Source organism: Streptomyces sp. SM1, from assembly GCF_002910825.1.
In the GTDB taxonomy this organism is placed as follows: Bacteria; Actinomycetota; Actinomycetes; order Streptomycetales; family Streptomycetaceae; genus Streptomyces; species Streptomyces okerensis.
Window position 1 is genome coordinate 32,144 of sequence record NZ_NEUB01000633.1, and the last position, 15,450, is coordinate 47,593.

The window sequence follows — 15,450 nt, forward strand, 5'->3', positions numbered from 1 at the left end:
ACCACAGCCGCCATACACCCGATCGAGCCAACCACAGCCGTACATCCGAGCGGGTCGGTCGCAGCCGTGCACCCGATCGGGTGAGTCGGCGCCGGACGGCAGCTCGCGCGAGCCGGCGCCGCAGTGCCTCACGACCGAGTCCTCCCGGGGTGAGCTGACGCGGCACGGGGACCTCCGGGAGACGGTTCGCGGGCTACCGCACCCCAGATTGTGATGATTTGTCATACCGCGCTCTGTTCAGCTGCACCGGACGGGTGAGAATGGCGGAATTCCGAGCGTGGCCGGACGGAGTCGGGCGAAGTCGACACCCCGTTCACTCACGGAACGTCACAACTGGTCGGAGGCCCGCAGAAGCCGTCCACCCGTGAGCAGAAACGATCGGGCAGAGATGCGGATCCGCGCGGAAGACCGGAGAGTGACTGGAAGGCCCCGGCGCGGGCCTCTATGATCGGCACACTTCCTGGTACTGAGACTTTCCTGCACGGACAGCGGCGGACAGCGATCGAGTGCACTGCGGGAGCGAGTGGTGAGCGGAACGTCCGAAGGGCCGGCGCCCGCGGCTGAACTCGACCGGCCGATCGTCACAGAGAGTGAGATCATCACGTCTGCCGGTACCGAACCCCCAGCACTGCTTTCTCCCACACCTCCGACGTCTTCCGCCGCCCCCGCGGCCCCGCCGTCGCCCCTCTCCTACCGCTCCGCCTTCGCGGCCGCCCCGCTCGCCATGGCCGTGGTCGACCGCGAGGGTCTGGTGACCGGCGCCAACACCGCCCTCGCCGGGCTGCTGGGCCGCGACCCCGGCACCCTGACCGGTGCCGTCGCCGCCGACCTGGTGGATCTGACCGCCGACGCCCGCACCTGGCACGCGTACCGGGAGATGCTGCGCGGACGGCGGGCCAGGCTGCGCTGCACGCGCCGGCTGAAGCATCCCGAGGGACACGCGCTCTGGGTGCGGGTGACCGTCGCCCCGCTGCCCGCCGACGACGGGGGCGTACTGCTGTCGGTCGCCGACATCAGTGACCACCGCGAGCTGCAGGAACGCCTGCGGCACGTACGGATGCACGACCCGGTGACCCGGCTGCCCAACCGCACCCTGTTCTTCGAGCGGCTGACGGCCGCGCTGGAGGCGGGGTCGTACGAGGAGAGCGGCACCGGCCGGATCGGGCTGTGCTACCTCGACCTGGACGGGTTCAAGGCCGTCAACGACACCCTGGGGCACCGCGTCGGCGACCAGCTGCTGACCGCCGTCGCCGAACGGCTCGGTCAGTGCGCGAAGGACGCCGCCAGGACCGGCACGCCGCTGGTCGCCCGGCTCGGCGGGGACGAGTTCGCCCTGCTGGTCGAGGACTCCACCGGAACCGAACAGCTGGCCGACCTCGCCGAGTCGCTGCTCGACGCGATCCAGGCGCCCTTCGACCTCGACGGCCGGAGGCTGTCGGTCTCCGCGTCGATCGGGGTGGTCGAGCGGCATGCCGCCGGGACCACGCCCACCGCGCTGATGCAGGCCGCCGACACCACGCTCTACTGGGCGAAGGCCGACGGAAAGTCCCGCTGGACCCTGTTCGACCCGGAGCGCAACGCCCACCGGGTGACCCGCCAGGCACTCGCCTCCACGCTCCGCCCGGCCATCGACCGGGGCGAGTTCGCGCTGGAGTACCAGCCGCTGGTGGGCATGGAGGACGACCGGGTGCACGGCGTGGAGGCGCTGGTCCGCTGGAACCATCCGCGGTTCGGCACGCTGACGCCGAATCGGTTCATCTCCCTCGCGGAGGAGGACGGCTCCATCGTGCCGCTCGGCCGCTGGGTGCTGCGCACCGCCTGCCGCCAGGCCCGCGCGTGGCAGACGGAGCACCCGGACGAGCCGCCGATCTTCGTCAGCGTGAACGTGGCGGTCCGTCAGGTGTGGGACTCCGACCTGGTGGCGGACGTCGCCGACATCCTCGAGGAGACGGGCCTCGCGCCGCGGCTGCTCCAGCTGGAGCTGACCGAGTCCGCGGTGATGGGATCCACCGGCCGGCCGATCCAGACGCTGAAGGCGCTCAGCGACATGGGCGTCGGCATCGCCATCGACGACTTCGGCACCGGCTACTCGAACCTGGCCTACCTCAGCCGGCTGCCCGTGTCGGTACTGAAACTGGACGGCTCCTTCGTCCGCGGCTTCCAGATCGAGGACCGCACCGCCCAGGCGAGCCCGGCGGACGAGGCCATCGTCGAGGCGATGGTGCAGCTCGCCCACCGGCTCGGGCTGACCGTCACCGCGGAGTGCGTGGAGACCTCGGCACAGGCGACGAGGCTGCGCCGGATCGGCTGCGACACCGGTCAGGGCTGGCTGTACTCCCGGCCGGTGTCACCGGACCGCATCTCCGAGCTGCTGGGCTCGCCCGGAATTCCCGGAATTCAGACCGGCGTGGGCAAACCGTAGGCGTCGGCGATCAGCTCGTAGGAGCGCAGGCGGATGTCACCGCCGTGGGCGTTGGCGGTGAGCATCAGCTCGTCGGCGCCGGTGCGCTTCTGCAGCTCGTCGAGCCCCGCGCGGACCTCGTCCGCCGTGCCGTGGACGACGTTGGCGTTCCAGGAGTCGACGAACTCCCGCTCCATCGGCGAGAAGTCGTACGCCTCCGCCTCCTCCGGCGTCGGGACGAGCCCGGGGCGGCCGGTGCGCAGCCGGACCATGTTGAGCGCGGCGGCGAGCACCTGGCGGCGGGCCTCCTTCTCGTCGTCCGTCGCCAGCGCGGAGACGCCGATCACGGCGTAGGGCGCGTCGAGGACCTCGCCGGGGCGGAAGGACTCGCGGTAGAGGTCGAGGGCCGGAATCGTGTTCTGCGCCGAGAAGTGGTGGGCGAAGGCGAAGGGCAGGCCGAGCATGCCGGCCAGCCGGGCGCTGAAGCCGGAGGAGCCGAGCAGCCAGACGGGCGGGCGGTGCGGGGACTGCACGCCACCGGGGGACGTCGCCTGCACCGGGCCGGGAACGGCGTGGATGCGCGCGTAGGGGTGGCCGTCGGGGAAGTCGTCGTCGAGGAAGCGGGTGAGCTCGGCGAGCTGCTCGGGGAAGTCGTCGGCGCCCTCGTTCAGCCGGTCGGTGCGGCGCAGGGCGGCCGCGGTGGCGCCGTCGGTGCCGGGGGCGCGGCCGAGGCCGAGGTCGATCCGGCCCGGGGCGAGGGCCTCCAGGGTGCCGAACTGCTCGGCGATCACCAGCGGCGCGTGGTTGGGCAGCATGACCCCGCCGGAGCCGAGGCGGATGCGGTCGGTGTGGGCGGCGAGGTGGGCCAGGATGACCGCCGGGGAGGAGGAGGCCACACCCGGCATGGAGTGGTGCTCGGCGACCCAGTGGCGGTGGAAGCCGCGGGACTCGGCGAGGCGGGCGAGGCCGACGCTGGTCCGCAGGGCCTCGGTGGCGGTGCGGCCGGCGCCCACGGTGACCAGGTCCAGGACCGAGAGCGGGACGGGTGCGGTGCCGTGGGCGGTGCCCCGGATCTCCTCTGCGGCGTCTGTGGCCATGGTGGGGCGCCTCCTGTGGGGTGTGACGGTAGCTGCGTGACGTAACGGGAGACGGCCCCCCGGTTATTCCGCTCCCCCGCCCCCTCTCTCCCTCTCCCGCCCCCTCTCCCCGGTGTACCGGTCGCCCCGCGGCACCCGACGGTGTGCGCACCCGATGATCATGCGATAAGCTCATCCTGCTCGCTGAGGGGCTCGCCCCCGAAAGTGATCACGCGTCGGTGGTCCAAGGAAAGACGCCCCGCTTCCTGCGGGGAGGTGCAGGTGCAAGGCCTGCCCGGCGCTCCACGAGAACCCCGGCCCGCGAAAGCGGGACCGGGGTTCTTTCGTGTGCGCCTCATCCTCCTCCGCGGGGACCGGGGCCGTCACCCGGTCCGCGCGGAGGGCAGGCCGTCAGCCGAGCTTGGCCTCCTGCGCCTTGATGACGGCGGTCGGCTGCTCGAACGCCTCGTCCCGGCTGATCGCCGCGATGTTGAAGGACGAGCATCCGGCGAGCGTGGTGCCCTGGCGGAAGACGACGACCTTCGTGTCGGCGGAGGTTCCGTCCATCTTGGTGCCCACGGTCCAGGCGACCGCGTCCTCCCCGGCCGCGAGCTTCTCCTCGGTGATCCCGGTGATCTGCTGCTTCTCACCGTCGACCGACATGGTGAAGCCTCCTGCGCACTTCTCGCCCGCCTCCCGCAGCGCGGTGAGGGCGCGCTCCGCACCGTCGGCGTCGTAGGACCGGAGCGAGGTCATCGTCCTGGTGATGTCGAGGGAGTCGAGCATCGCGTCCTCGGCCTCCTCCGGCGTGAGCTCCGAGAGGTCCGGCATGCCCTTCGCGGCTGCCGCGGACTCCTGGGTGACGAGCCGCTGTGCGCTCGCCGCCGGTGTGCCCACCGGCAGGGACGACAGCGCCTGGGCGACAGGCTCGCACCCGGCCTGCTCCACGGAGAGGGTCCCGGGATCGGAGACGGCGTCCTTGCCCGGCTCGACGACCTTGTGGTCCTCGATGTCGGCCGAGGCGACCACGAGCTTCTCCAGTTCGGCGGCGGTCAGCGCCTTCGCGGCCGGAGCACCGGACGCGGCGTCGCCCTTCGCCGCCTTGTCCCCGCCCTTCCCGCCGGTCGCCTCACCGCCGCCGCAAGCGGTGGTCAGAACGGCGAGAGGGCGGCCGCGGAGACGGTCAGGACCGCGCGGCGAACGGCGGTGGCTCTCATGGTGCTTACTCCCTGGTCGAGATTCCGACGCCCTGCGCCGAGGCGCGGCGCAGGGCTCACGGAAGTGGGACCACCCGGAGTCGATCAAGGTTGTACGGCGTCGTCCTCAGGCCTGGGCCTGCACGATCGGTTCGCGGGTGAACAGTGCGCCCAGTTGCGGGGCGTTCACCCGGCGGTCGGCCAGGCGCAGGCACTCCCAGGCCGTGACCTGGTTGGCGGTGAGGACCGGCTTGCCCAGTTCCTTCTCCAGGGCCGGGATGTGGGCGACCGTGTGCAGGGCGGTGTCCGGCAGGAGGAGCGCGTCGGCGTCGGGGCTGTCGGCCGCGCGGGCCAGCGCGAACAGCTCCTCCTCGCCCCAGGTGCCGACCTCCGCCGCGGTGATGATCCCGGAACTGCGCACGCCGGTGACCTCCGCACCGCCGGCCCGCAGGAACCCGGCGAAGAGGACCGCCACGTCGTCCGGGTAGGTGGCGCCGACGGCGACCCGCCGCGCCTCGATCTCCCGCAGCGCGTGCACGAAGCCGAAGGACGTGGACGAGGCGGGCATGCCGGCCGCCCGCGCGAGGTTGCGCACCTGCTCGTGGGCGCCGTCCCAGCCGTGCACGAAACTGCCGCTGGTGCAGGCCCACACCACCGCGTCGGCGCCGGAGAGCCGCAGCTGCTGGAGGCCGGCCGCCAGCCGTTCGGGCGCTCCCATCTGCAGCAGCGCGTCGACCCGGTGGGCGTCCTCGCCGATGTCGGTGTGCACCAGGTCCACCCGGACGTCGCTGCCCAGCAACTGCTCGATACGCGGATAGTCGTTCTCTGCGGAGTGGCCCGGATAGAGGAATCCCAGTGCGGTCATGTCCAGCCTTCCTGCTGTTTCTCTTCCGGTACGTCCGGTACTGCGGGCACGTCCGGCAGTACGGAGCCGGATGTCTGGCCCGGCAGTACGGTCCCGGACCGCGCCGACGCGTCGATCAGCGCCTGATACGGTCCCACCGCCCGTGTACCCAATCGGCGCAGCGCCGCCCACATGGTCACCTGGTTGGCCGAGATGACCGGGATGCGCAGCTCCGCCTCCAGCTGCGGGATGACGTCGTAGGTCGGCAGGTTGGTGCAGGACAGGAACAGCGCGTCGGCGGCGCCGAGCCGGCCGCGGGCCGCCGCCCGCCGGGCCATGTCCACCACCTCGCGGTAGGTGACCTTCCAGATGTGCCGGGTCAGGCCCATGTACGCGCAGCCGGTGACGGTGACTCCGGCCCGGGCGACGTAGTTCTCCAGCGCCCGGGTGACCGAGACGGTGTACGGGGTGACCAGGGCGACCCGGCGTACGTCCAGTTCCACCAGCGCTTCGAGGAGCGCGCCGGAGGTGGTGACGGCGGGGACCGCGCCGGCCCGGCTCATCGCCTCGCACATCGCGCGCTCGCCGACGATCCCGCCGACGAAGCTGCCCGACGTACAGGCGTAGGCGACGACCTCGGGCGTGACCGCGGTGAGGGTGCGCACCGCGTCGCCGAGGGTCTCGTGCTCGCTGACCAGCCGGGCGAGGTCGAGACTCACCTCGACCGGCACGTACGGCGTTCGGGTGAGGTGGAGCGACACCTCGTCCGGGATCCAGCGCCAGAGCTCGCGGTCCAGCGCGAAGTCGAAGGGGGCGACGACACCGACACCGCGCTGCGGGCCGGGACCGCCGAGAAAGGAGACGTCCATGTCAGCACCGGCCTCACGCTGGGAGACGAGCACACAAGGGATCGCGGGAAGGCCCGTGTTGACGACGGTAGGTTCGGGTGCGAGCGTGGTCAATCCGCCTGGGGCACCCACCGGTCAACACCTGGTTAACTCGTCGGGCACCGGCCGCCGCCGGGGAGCCGTATCGAGCCGAAGAACCTGGAGGCGAGGCCGCTCATGTCCATCCCCACGCTGCTCGTGCTGGACGCCGATCCGCTCCCCCGTCTCGGCCGGCTCACCGGCCGGGTCAGGGTCGAGCACGCCGACGCCTCGACCCTGGCCGAGCGGCTGCCGTCCGCGGACGTGCTGCTGGTGTGGGACTTCGCCTCGCACGCGGTGCGCGAGGCGTGGCCCGGTGAGGGGCCCCGGCCGCGCTGGGTGCACACGGCGAGCGCGGGCGTGGACCATCTGCTCTGCCCGGAACTCGCCGCCTCCGACACCGTGGTCACCAACGCGCGCGGTGTCTTCGACCGGCCGATCGCCGAGTACGTCGCGGCCCTGGTGCTCGCCTTCGCCAAGGATCTGCCGCGGACGCTGGAGCTGCAGCGGGAGCGGACCTGGCGGCACCGGGAGACGCGCGGGGTCGCCGGGACCCGTGCCGTGGTGGTCGGGTCGGGGCCGATCGGCCGGGCGGTCGCCGGCACGCTCGAGGCGCTCGGGGTGCGGACCGCGCTGGCCGGGCGCACCGCGCGGGTGGGGGTGCACGGCCCGGAGGACCTGGACCGGCTGCTGGCCGGCGCGGACTGGGTGATCGCGGCCGCGCCGCTGACCGAGGAGACGCGGGGCATGTTCGACGCCCGCCGGTTCGGGATGATGCGGCCCTCCGCGTACTTCGTCAACATCGGCCGGGGGCAGCTGGTCGACGAGGAGGCGCTGGCCGGGGCGCTGCGCGGGCGGTGGATCGCGGGGGCCGCGCTGGACGTCTTCGAGACCGAGCCGCTTCCCCCGGACGGCCCGCTGTGGGAGGTGCCCGGGCTGGTCGTGTCGCCGCACATGAGCGGGGACACGGTCGGCTGGCGGGACGAACTCGGCGCCCAGTTCGTTGAGTTGTTCGAGCTGTGGGCGGCGGGCGAGCCGCTGGTGAACGTGGTCGACAAGCAGCGCGGGTATGTACCCGGTCACTGACGTGCGCACCTGAGAAGGAGGCCGGATGTCCGAGCTCACCGGGCTGACCGCCGTAAGGCTCCTCGACGGCTACCGCGGGGGTGAGTTCGGTCCCGTCGAGGTGACCCGCGCGGCGCTGGAGCGGGCCGGGGCCATCCAGCCCGAGGTGAACGCGTTCGTGCGGCTGCTCGCCGAGGACGCGCTGGAGCGGGCCGCCGCCTCCGAGGAGCGATGGCGGCGCGGTGAGCCGTACGGGCTGCTGGACGGCGTGCCGGTCACGGTGAAGGACATCCTGCTGCTGCGCGGCGCCCCGACGCTGAAGGGCTCGCGGACCGTCGACCCGGCGGCGGTCCGCTGGGACGAGGACGCGCCCTCGGTGGCCCGGCTGCGGGAGCACGGCGCGGTGTTCCTGGGCAAGACGACGACCCCCGAGTTCGGCTGGAAGGGGGTCACGGACTCGCCGCTCAGCGGGATCACCCGTAATCCGTACGATCCGGCGCGTACGGCGGGCGGGTCCAGCGGGGGCGCGGCGGCGGCCGTGGCGCTGGGCGCGGGGCCCCTCGCCCTGGGCACGGACGGCGGGGGGAGTGTCCGTATCCCCGCCGCCTTCTGCGGGATCTTCGCGCTGAAGCCGACGTACGGAAGGGTGCCGCTGTATCCGGCGAGCGCGTTCGGCACGCTGGCGCACGTCGGTCCGATGACCCGGGACGCGGCGGACGCGGCGCTGCTGATGGACGTGATCGGCGGGCCGGACTCCCGGGACTGGTCGGCGCTCGGCCCGGCGCCCGGCTCCTTCTCGGAGGGGCTGGCGGGCGGGGTGCGCGGGCTGCGGGTGGCGTACTCGCCGTCGCTGGGCGGGCAGGTGCGGGTGGATCCGGAGGTGGCGGCCGCGGTGCGGCGGGCGGTGGAGTCGCTGGCCGGGCTCGGCGCGTACGTCGAGGAGACGGACCCGGATCTCGCCGATCCGGTGGAGGCCTTCCACACCCTGTGGTTCGCCGGTGCGGCGCGGGTGACCCAGCACCTCACGCGTGAGCAGCGCGGGCTGCTCGATCCCGGGCTGCGGGAGGTCTGCGGGGCGGGGGCCCGCCGTTCGGCGCTGGACTATCTGGCCGCGGTGGACGTGCGGATGGACCTGGGCCGCCGGATGGGCCGTTTCCACGACACCTACGATCTGCTGGTCACCCCGACCGTGCCGGTCACGGCGTTCGAGGCGGGCGCGGAGGTGCCGAGGGGCTCGGGCCACCGCCGGTGGACAGGCTGGACACCGTTCACGTACCCCTTCAACATGACGCAGCAGCCCGCCGCGACGGTGCCCGTCGGCACCGACGCCGCCGGGCTGCCGGTCGGCCTGCAGCTGGTGGCCGCCCGGCATCAGGACGCGCTGGTCCTGCGGGCGGCGCACGCGCTGTACGAGGCGGGGGCGGCCACGGGCGTCACGCGCGCCGGAAGCTGAGCGTCACGCCCGCCGGAAACCGGAGGTCACGCGCGCCGGAAGCTGAGCGTCTCCCCCGCCGCTCCGGTGCGCCACAGGTCGTTGCAGCCCTCGGCCATGGCCGCGAGGCCGTCCACCACCTGACCCCAGACGATGCCGGGCACCCAGCCGACGTCGCCGTTGAGCAGCAGGTTGTTGCGTTCGTAGAACAGGGCCAGGTCCACCAGGGTGGTGCCGGGGCGGACCTCGCGGTCGTAGCCGTACGCCCTGGTGCCCAACTCGGCACTCGCGAAGGCGAAATAGCACAGATCACCCGGAATCGGCGTGACGGTCGGATTCTCCAGCGGTGGTTCGGATGCCGCGAAGGGCGGGAAGAGGGCATAGATCTCGTTGCGCGCGTATTTGGCGTGATACACGTCGCCGCCGAGGGGGAGCGCGTCCCAGACGGCCGCGCAGGTGACCGGGGCCCGGTCGTCCAGTAGTTGGGCCGTGCAAGTGATCCCGCGCCTGACCAGCGAGACTTCGATGTAGCGATCAGCCATGCCTCCATGGCAGTGCCCCGGGGGCCCGCGGTCAAGGGTGCCGGGCCGAGGTATCGGACTGAAAAAGATCGGCATAACCCCCTCGGCTTCGGGTAGCTGCGCGCCCATGGCTCCACCACACAGAACCCCTTCATGGGGTATATCCGACCAAAGGTCCAGAACAGCCGGGCCCACTCGCCGGTCGCTGCTCGCGGGGGTCGCGGCGCTCGGCGCGCTGGGGGCGGCCGGCTGCTCGCGGGTGGCCGCCGGATCCGACGTGGAAGGCGGTGATCTCCTCGAACGGCTCAGGGCCCAGGGCGTGGCCCGGCTCGGTATCGCCGGTGAGATCCCCTTCGGGTACATCGACAAGGACGGTGAGCTGACCGGCGAGGCGCCGGAGCTGGCGAAGGTCATCTTCAAGCGGCTCGGAGTGGACCGGGTGCAGCCGGTGCCGACGGAGTTCGGCTCCCTCATCCCCGGTCTGGCGTCGCAGCAGTTCGACATCGTGGCGGCCGGGATGTACATCAACCCCGACCGCTGCGAGCAGGTCATCTTCTCCGACCCCGACTACCAGATGCTCGACGCCTTCATCGTGCGCAAGGGGAACCCCCTCGGGCTGAACGACTACAAGGACGTGGTGGCGAAGAAGGCCAAGTTCGCGACCGGTACCGGCTACGCCGAGATCGCCTACGCGGTGGAGGCCGGGTACAAGGAGAGCGACATCCTGATCGTGCCCGACCAGGTGGCCGGCCTGAACGCCGTCGAGGCCGGGCGCGTGGACGTCTTCGCGGGTACGGCGCTGACCGTCCGTGAGGTGGTCAAGAAGTCCGGCAGGACCGAGGCGACGGAGGCGTTCCAGCCGATCGTCAACGGTGAGCCGCACACGGACGGCGGCGGCTTCGCCTTCCGCCCGACCGAGACGAACCTGCGGGACGCCTTCAACACCGAGCTGCACAAGCTCAAGAAGAGCGGCGAACTGCTGCGCATCCTCAAGCCCTTCGGTTTCACCGAGGACGAGATGACCGATCTGACCGCGAAGGAGCTCTGCGGCGGATGACATCCGGACTGTGGGAACTGGTACTCCAGGGCGTCTGGGTCACGATCCAGCTGCTCGTCTTCAGCTCGCTGCTCGCGGCCGGCGTCTCCTTCGTGGTCGGTATCGCGCGCACCCACCACCTGTGGATCGTCCGCTTCCTCGCGGGCGTCTACACCGAGGTGTTCCGCGGGACCTCCGCGCTGGTGATGATCTTCTGGGTGTTCTTCGTGCTGCCGCCGGCCTTCGGCTGGCAGCTGGTGCCCATGTGGGCGGGCACGCTGGCACTGGGCCTGACCTACGGGGCGTACGGCTCCGAGATCGTGCGCGGCGCGCTCGGCGCGGTCGACCCCTCGCAGAAGGAGGGCGGCATCGCACTCAGCTTCACGCCGTGGCAGCGGATGAGGCTGATCATGCTGCCGCAGGCGGTGCCGGAGATGATCCCGCCCTTCTCCAACCTGCTGATCGAGCTGCTCAAGGGCACCGCGCTGGTGTCGATCATGGGCATGGGCGATCTGGCGTTCAGCGGCAACCTGGTCCGTCTGGCGCTGCAGGAGAGCGCGGAGATCTACACGTACATCCTGCTGATCTACTTCGTGATCGCCTTCCTGCTGACGCGGGTGATGCGCGGGCTGGAGAAGAAGCTGAAGGCGGGCGTCGGGAAGACGCCACCGAAGCGCAAGGCCGCCGCTCCTGAGCCGGCCGGGATCGGGGGTGTCCGATGAAGTGGGACTGGAACGCGGTCTCCGACTTCATGCCGCACTTCTGGGACGGTCTGCTGGTCACCCTGCAGATCCTCGTCCTCGGATCGCTGGTGTCGTTCGCCCTCGGTCTGGTGTGGGCGCTGCTGATGCGGGTGCCGTCGCGCTTCGTGACCTGGCCCGTCGGGGTGGTCACGGAGTTCGTCCGCAACACCCCGCTGCTGGTGCAGCTGTTCTTCCTCTTCTACGTGCTGCCCGAGTGGAACATCACCTTCTCGGCGCTCACCACCGGTGTGGTCGCCATCGGCCTGCACTACTCGACGTACACGATGCAGGTCTACCGGGCCGGCATCGAAGGGGTGCCGGTCGGCCAGTGGGAGGCCGCGACGGCGCTGAACCTGCCGCTGAAGCGGACGTGGACGGCGGTGATCCTGCCGCAGGCGATCCGCCGCGTGGTCCCCGCCCTCGGCAACTACGTGATCTCCATGCTGAAGGACACGCCGCTGCTGATGGCGATCACGGTGCTGGAGATGCTCGGCGAGGCACGTCTGTTCTCGCAGCAGAACTTCCAGTTCACCGAGCCCCTGACGGTGATCGGCGTGGCCTTCATCGTCATCTCCTACCTGGCCTCCCTTGCCCTGCGAGCCCTGGAGCGACGCCTTGCCCACTGACACTCCCCCCAATCCCGAGACGAGCCCCGAGCGCAGCTCCGGTGAGCTGATCCGTTTCGAGCAGGTCACCAAGCGGTTCGGGGAGAACACCGTCCTCGACCACCTGGACTTCTCCGTCGACGCCGGCAAGCACGTCACCCTGATCGGCCCGTCGGGGTCGGGCAAGACGACGATCCTGCGGCTGCTGATGACGCTGCTCAAGCCCGACGAGGGCACGATCACGGTGGACGGGAAGAAGCTGTTCCCGGCCTCCGAGAAGGAGCGGCGCGAGGCGCGCAAGCAGATCGGGATGGTGTTCCAGCAGTTCAACCTGTTCCCGAACATGAGCGTGCTGCGCAACATCACCGAGGCACCGGTCACCGTGCTCGGCATGTCCAAGGACGAGGCGGTGGAGCGGGCCAAGGGGCTGCTCGACATGGTGGGCCTGGCCGACAAGTGCGACGCCCGCCCGTCGCAGCTCTCCGGCGGCCAGCAGCAGCGCGTGGCGATCGCCCGCGCGCTGGCGATGCGGCCGAAGGTGCTCCTCCTCGACGAGGTGACCTCGGCGCTCGACCCCGAGCTGGTCGCGGGCGTCCTCGACCTGCTGCGGGACATCGCCCGCACCACCGACATCACGATGCTCTGTGTGACCCACGAGATGAACTTCGCCCGGGACATCTCCGACCAGGTGCTGATGTTCGACGCGGGCCGGGTCATCGAGACGGGCCCGCCGGAGCAGATCTTCAACGAGCCGGAGAACGACCGGACGCGGGAGTTCCTCAGCGCGATCCTGTGACCGCGGGGCGTATCCGCGGCGCGGGCGTCGGCAGAGCCCGAGGTCCGTACCGTGGGTCATTCCTCCGGCATGTGCCAGAGGATCGGCGCCGCAGTTGAGAGGGCCGCAATCTCGTCAACCCCCGCTCCCCGGAAGCCGTTTGACGGCTATCGTGGAGGGGATTCGCTGACCGGATTGCGGCCCCATTCGCGAGCGCAGGGGGAAACCGTGACGCTGAAGCACGAGCCGACCGCGTCGTACCACTCGGTCCAGGACGCGCTGCGCGTCCTGGAGACGGTGGCGCGGCGCGACACAGGAGTCAACGACACCGAACTCGCCCGCGAGACCGGCATCACGACGGAGCGGCTGACCACCCTCCTGCGGATGCTGCGCCGCGAGGCCTACGTCGAGCAGATCGCCGACGGCGCGTACGTGACCGGAGCGGCCTTCACCCGCCTCTGCTCCGCCGAGGGACACGACCTGGCACTGCGCGACAAGCTCCAGCACACCCTGGACCGGCTCCGCGACTCCGTGGGCGCCGCCGTCTACATCACCCGGTACGTCGACGGAGAGGTCGAGGTCACCCAGTACGCCGACGGCCCGGCCACACCGAAGGTCAACGAGTGGGTGGACTTCCGCTCCTCGGCGCACGCCACGGCGATGGGCAAGAGCCTGCTCACCCAGCTCGACCACGACGGCCGGCGCGACCATCTCGCCCGGCACCGGATGGCCCGGCTCACCTCGCGCACCATCACCAGCGACCGGCTGCTGCTCTCCCGGCTGGCGTCGCAGCCGCCCACGGTGCCGGTCCTGGACCTCCAGGAGTACGCGGTGGGCACGGTCTGCGCGGCCGTCCCCGTCACGGCCGGTTCCTCGGTGGGCTGCCTGGCGCTGTCCCTCCCGGTCGAGCACGCCCACCGGCTGCGCCGGGCCGCCGACGCCCTCAACCGCAACGCGGCACCGGTACTGCTCTCGCTGACGATCTAGGAGGGGGCGGGGCCGAACCGGCCGGCCGGGGCTGGTCGGGACCACCCTCCCGGAGCGGGTATTATTTTTCCGTCGCCGACCGCGCAAGCGGACGGTGGGAGTCATGCGCCGCTAGCTCAGTTGGTTAGAGCAGCTGACTCTTAATCAGCGGGTCCGGGGTTCGAGTCCCTGGCGGCGCACCTGGAAGGGCCTCTCGTGGGAGCGAGAGGCCCTTTGACGTGCTGGTGACGCGGCTCCGGTGATGCTCAGAACGTGACGTCGGAGCAGGCGTAGAACGCGTTGCCCGTGTCATGGACGGTCCACACCGCGAGGATCACGTGGTGGCCGCTGAGCCCGGACGGCAGACGGCCGCTGTGCGACAGCGTCGCGGGCGGGCGCTGGCCGTTGTAGGGCACCGTCAGGAACGGTGTCAGGTTGAGGTCGGACCGGGACAGGTTGTGGTTCTGGTTCCAGCCCGGCCTGGTGACGTAGTACTTGAAGTCGGTGGTGGCGTGCATGGCCGTGAACTGCCACCGGAAGGTGTAGTTCTGGCCGCCCGACACCCGGGTGGTGGGCCAGGCGCCGCCCGACGGGGTCCGCGGGCTGTCGAGCCGGCCGAACCGCGTGTTGTTGGCCGAGCAGAGCTGCCCGTCGGCGGGGCCGGAGGCGGGGAAGCCCTTCGGGCCCTCGACGCTCTGCGGCTCCCACTGGATGGATCCGCAGTTGGTGACCGTGCCGTTCTGGCAGAGCTTCTGCCTGCTGACCGGCAGGTCGGTGTAGCCGTGGCCGCTGGCACCACCGGAGGAGAGCACGAGTGCTCCGGTCGTGGCCAGTCCCACCGCGGCTGCGTACAGCTTGGTCCGTGATGTGCGCATGCTGCCGCTCCTGGAGAACGTGGGGGTTTCAGTGAGCCGTGCAGGTAGGTCTAGACCAAGTTCAGATTATGGGCGCGGATTGAACATGTCCATACCAATCGCAGGAGGTGTTCCCCGGGGGTTCGTCCCAGGACGGCCCCGGGTTCGGTCCCGGGTCCGGGTCCGGGGTTCGCTCCCGGGTTCGGTCCGGTCCCGGGATCCGGTCCCGGGTTAGGTCCCGTCCCCCTCCCGCGTCCGTCCCCCTCCCGCGTCCGTCCCCCTCCCGCGTCCGTCCCCCTCCCGCGTCCGTCCCCGTCCCGCGTCCGTCCCCGTCCCGCGTCCGTGCGCCGGGCGTTCACGGCGCCGTCTCGCTCCGGCCCGCGCAGAACGCCACCGTCAGGTCCTTCACCAGTACCTTGCGTTCGTGGTCGTCCAGCTCCACCAGCCCCCGCATCGTCAGCCGGGTCACCGTGTCCTCCACGGAGTCCACGACCGAGCTGAGCACGGTCGCCCGGTGCTGGGCGTCCAGCGCGGCGATCCGCCGCCGGTGCATCGCGACGGCCACCTCGGGCGCGTACTCCACCCGCACCGGCCGCACCGCGAACACCTCCACCCCCACCGGCTCCGCATCCGCCGCCACCAATCGGGTCAGCGCGTCCTGCGCCGCCTCCACCGCGCCCCGCCCCGCACCCGGCGCGGCCACCGGCACCCGCGGCAGTGCGGCCTCGACGCACCGGCGCAGATAGGTCTCGTGGTCCTCGACGGCCAGCGTGGCCCGAGCGGTGTCCCGTACCCGCCAGACCACCAGGACGGCCACCTGCAGGGCGACACCGCCCCGGTCGGCCGCGGGCATCGGCTCACCGCGCCAGTGCCGCAGCCGGACGTCGACCCTCCGGCGCAGCAGCAGGGGGTTGACCCACATGAGTCCGGTCCGCCGTACGGTGCCCCGGTAGCGGCCGAACAGGTCGAGCACCCAGGCCCGGCCGGTTCCGCCACGGGCCAGCCCGCCG

General features: G+C 71.5%; 15 protein-coding genes and 2 tRNA genes. 10 read left to right on the forward strand and 7 right to left on the reverse strand.

Annotated features, from left to right (window positions below):
- Positions 1-526 precede the first annotated feature (526 nt).
- Positions 527-2,422 (forward strand): bifunctional diguanylate cyclase/phosphodiesterase, encoded by a 1,896-nt coding sequence (locus B9S61_RS16220; RefSeq protein ID WP_103542897.1) that lies wholly within the window; start codon positions 527-529, stop codon positions 2,420-2,422.
- Here the strand turns inward: B9S61_RS16220 and B9S61_RS16225 are convergent.
- A complete protein-coding gene (locus B9S61_RS16225; RefSeq protein WP_103542898.1) occupies positions 2,398-3,498 on the reverse strand; it encodes an LLM class flavin-dependent oxidoreductase in 1,101 nt (366 codons plus the stop codon). The two genes, B9S61_RS16220 and B9S61_RS16225, sit on opposite strands and share 25 nt — an antisense overlap.
- 212 nt (positions 3,499-3,710) lie before the next feature.
- Between B9S61_RS16225 and B9S61_RS16230 the strand changes: the two genes are divergently transcribed.
- Positions 3,711-3,783: transfer RNA gene (locus tag B9S61_RS16230), tRNA-Gly, on the forward strand.
- A gap of 105 nt (positions 3,784-3,888) precedes the next feature.
- Here B9S61_RS16230 and B9S61_RS16235 read toward each other — a convergent pair.
- Genes B9S61_RS16235 through B9S61_RS16245 form a run of 3 tightly spaced genes read right to left on the reverse strand, consistent with a single transcriptional unit; the run spans position 3,889 to position 6,386 of the window.
- Complete coding sequence (locus tag B9S61_RS16235) at positions 3,889-4,782, reverse strand: hypothetical protein (protein WP_258039686.1); 894 nt, start codon at positions 4,780-4,782, stop codon at positions 3,889-3,891.
- Between the two features lie 18 nt (positions 4,783-4,800).
- On the reverse strand, positions 4,801-5,538 hold the full coding sequence (locus tag B9S61_RS16240; protein WP_103542899.1) for a decarboxylase: 738 nt from the start codon (positions 5,536-5,538) through the stop codon (positions 4,801-4,803).
- Positions 5,535-6,386, reverse strand: coding sequence for an aspartate/glutamate racemase family protein (locus B9S61_RS16245; protein WP_103542913.1), 852 nt, complete (start codon positions 6,384-6,386; stop codon positions 5,535-5,537). Before B9S61_RS16245 ends, B9S61_RS16240 begins: the two co-directional genes overlap by 4 nt.
- A 195-nt stretch (positions 6,387-6,581) precedes the next feature.
- On the opposite strand from B9S61_RS16245, the gene B9S61_RS16250 reads away from it, so the two are divergent.
- Positions 6,582-7,529, forward strand: coding sequence for a D-2-hydroxyacid dehydrogenase (locus B9S61_RS16250; protein WP_103542900.1), 948 nt, complete (start codon positions 6,582-6,584; stop codon positions 7,527-7,529).
- Positions 7,530-7,554: 25 nt separating this feature from the next.
- Positions 7,555-8,961, forward strand: coding sequence for an amidase (locus B9S61_RS16255; protein ID WP_103542901.1), 1,407 nt, complete (start codon positions 7,555-7,557; stop codon positions 8,959-8,961).
- Positions 8,962-8,987: 26 nt separating this feature from the next.
- Here B9S61_RS16255 and B9S61_RS16260 read toward each other — a convergent pair whose 3' ends face one another.
- Positions 8,988-9,482 (reverse strand): DUF3830 family protein, encoded by a 495-nt coding sequence (locus tag B9S61_RS16260; protein ID WP_103542902.1) that lies wholly within the window; start codon positions 9,480-9,482, stop codon positions 8,988-8,990.
- 106 nt (positions 9,483-9,588) lie between these two features.
- Between B9S61_RS16260 and ehuB the strand changes: the two genes are divergently transcribed.
- The 6 genes from ehuB to B9S61_RS16290 all read left to right on the forward strand — a co-directional run bounded on the left by ehuB (position 9,589) and on the right by B9S61_RS16290 (position 13,786).
- A complete protein-coding gene (gene ehuB, locus B9S61_RS16265) occupies positions 9,589-10,518 on the forward strand; it encodes an ectoine/hydroxyectoine ABC transporter substrate-binding protein EhuB (protein ID WP_103542903.1) in 930 nt (309 codons plus the stop codon).
- On the forward strand, positions 10,515-11,219 hold the full coding sequence (ehuC, locus tag B9S61_RS16270; RefSeq protein ID WP_103542904.1) for an ectoine/hydroxyectoine ABC transporter permease subunit EhuC: 705 nt from the start codon (positions 10,515-10,517) through the stop codon (positions 11,217-11,219). Before ehuB ends, ehuC begins: the two co-directional genes overlap by 4 nt.
- Positions 11,216-11,866: an ectoine/hydroxyectoine ABC transporter permease subunit EhuD gene (gene ehuD / locus B9S61_RS16275; RefSeq protein WP_103542905.1), complete on the forward strand. Its 651-nt coding sequence runs from the start codon at positions 11,216-11,218 to the stop codon at positions 11,864-11,866. The genes ehuC and ehuD overlap by 4 nt, the downstream gene beginning before the upstream one ends.
- Positions 11,856-12,641 (forward strand): ectoine/hydroxyectoine ABC transporter ATP-binding protein EhuA, encoded by a 786-nt coding sequence (ehuA, locus tag B9S61_RS16280; RefSeq protein ID WP_103542906.1) that lies wholly within the window; start codon positions 11,856-11,858, stop codon positions 12,639-12,641. Before ehuD ends, ehuA begins: the two co-directional genes overlap by 11 nt.
- 207 nt (positions 12,642-12,848) lie before the next feature.
- A complete protein-coding gene (locus tag B9S61_RS16285; protein ID WP_103542907.1) occupies positions 12,849-13,607 on the forward strand; it encodes an IclR family transcriptional regulator in 759 nt (252 codons plus the stop codon).
- Between the two features lie 105 nt (positions 13,608-13,712).
- Positions 13,713-13,786 (forward strand) — tRNA-Lys (locus B9S61_RS16290).
- Positions 13,787-13,852: 66 nt separating this feature from the next.
- On the opposite strand, the gene B9S61_RS16295 is transcribed toward B9S61_RS16290, so the two are convergent.
- Positions 13,853-14,461 (reverse strand): lytic polysaccharide monooxygenase, encoded by a 609-nt coding sequence (locus tag B9S61_RS16295; protein ID WP_103542908.1) that lies wholly within the window; start codon positions 14,459-14,461, stop codon positions 13,853-13,855.
- Positions 14,462-14,795: 334 nt separating this feature from the next.
- Positions 14,796-15,450, reverse strand: a 655-nt coding sequence (locus B9S61_RS16300; RefSeq protein ID WP_103542914.1) for an SPFH domain-containing protein, incomplete at its 5' end; no start/stop codon positions are given.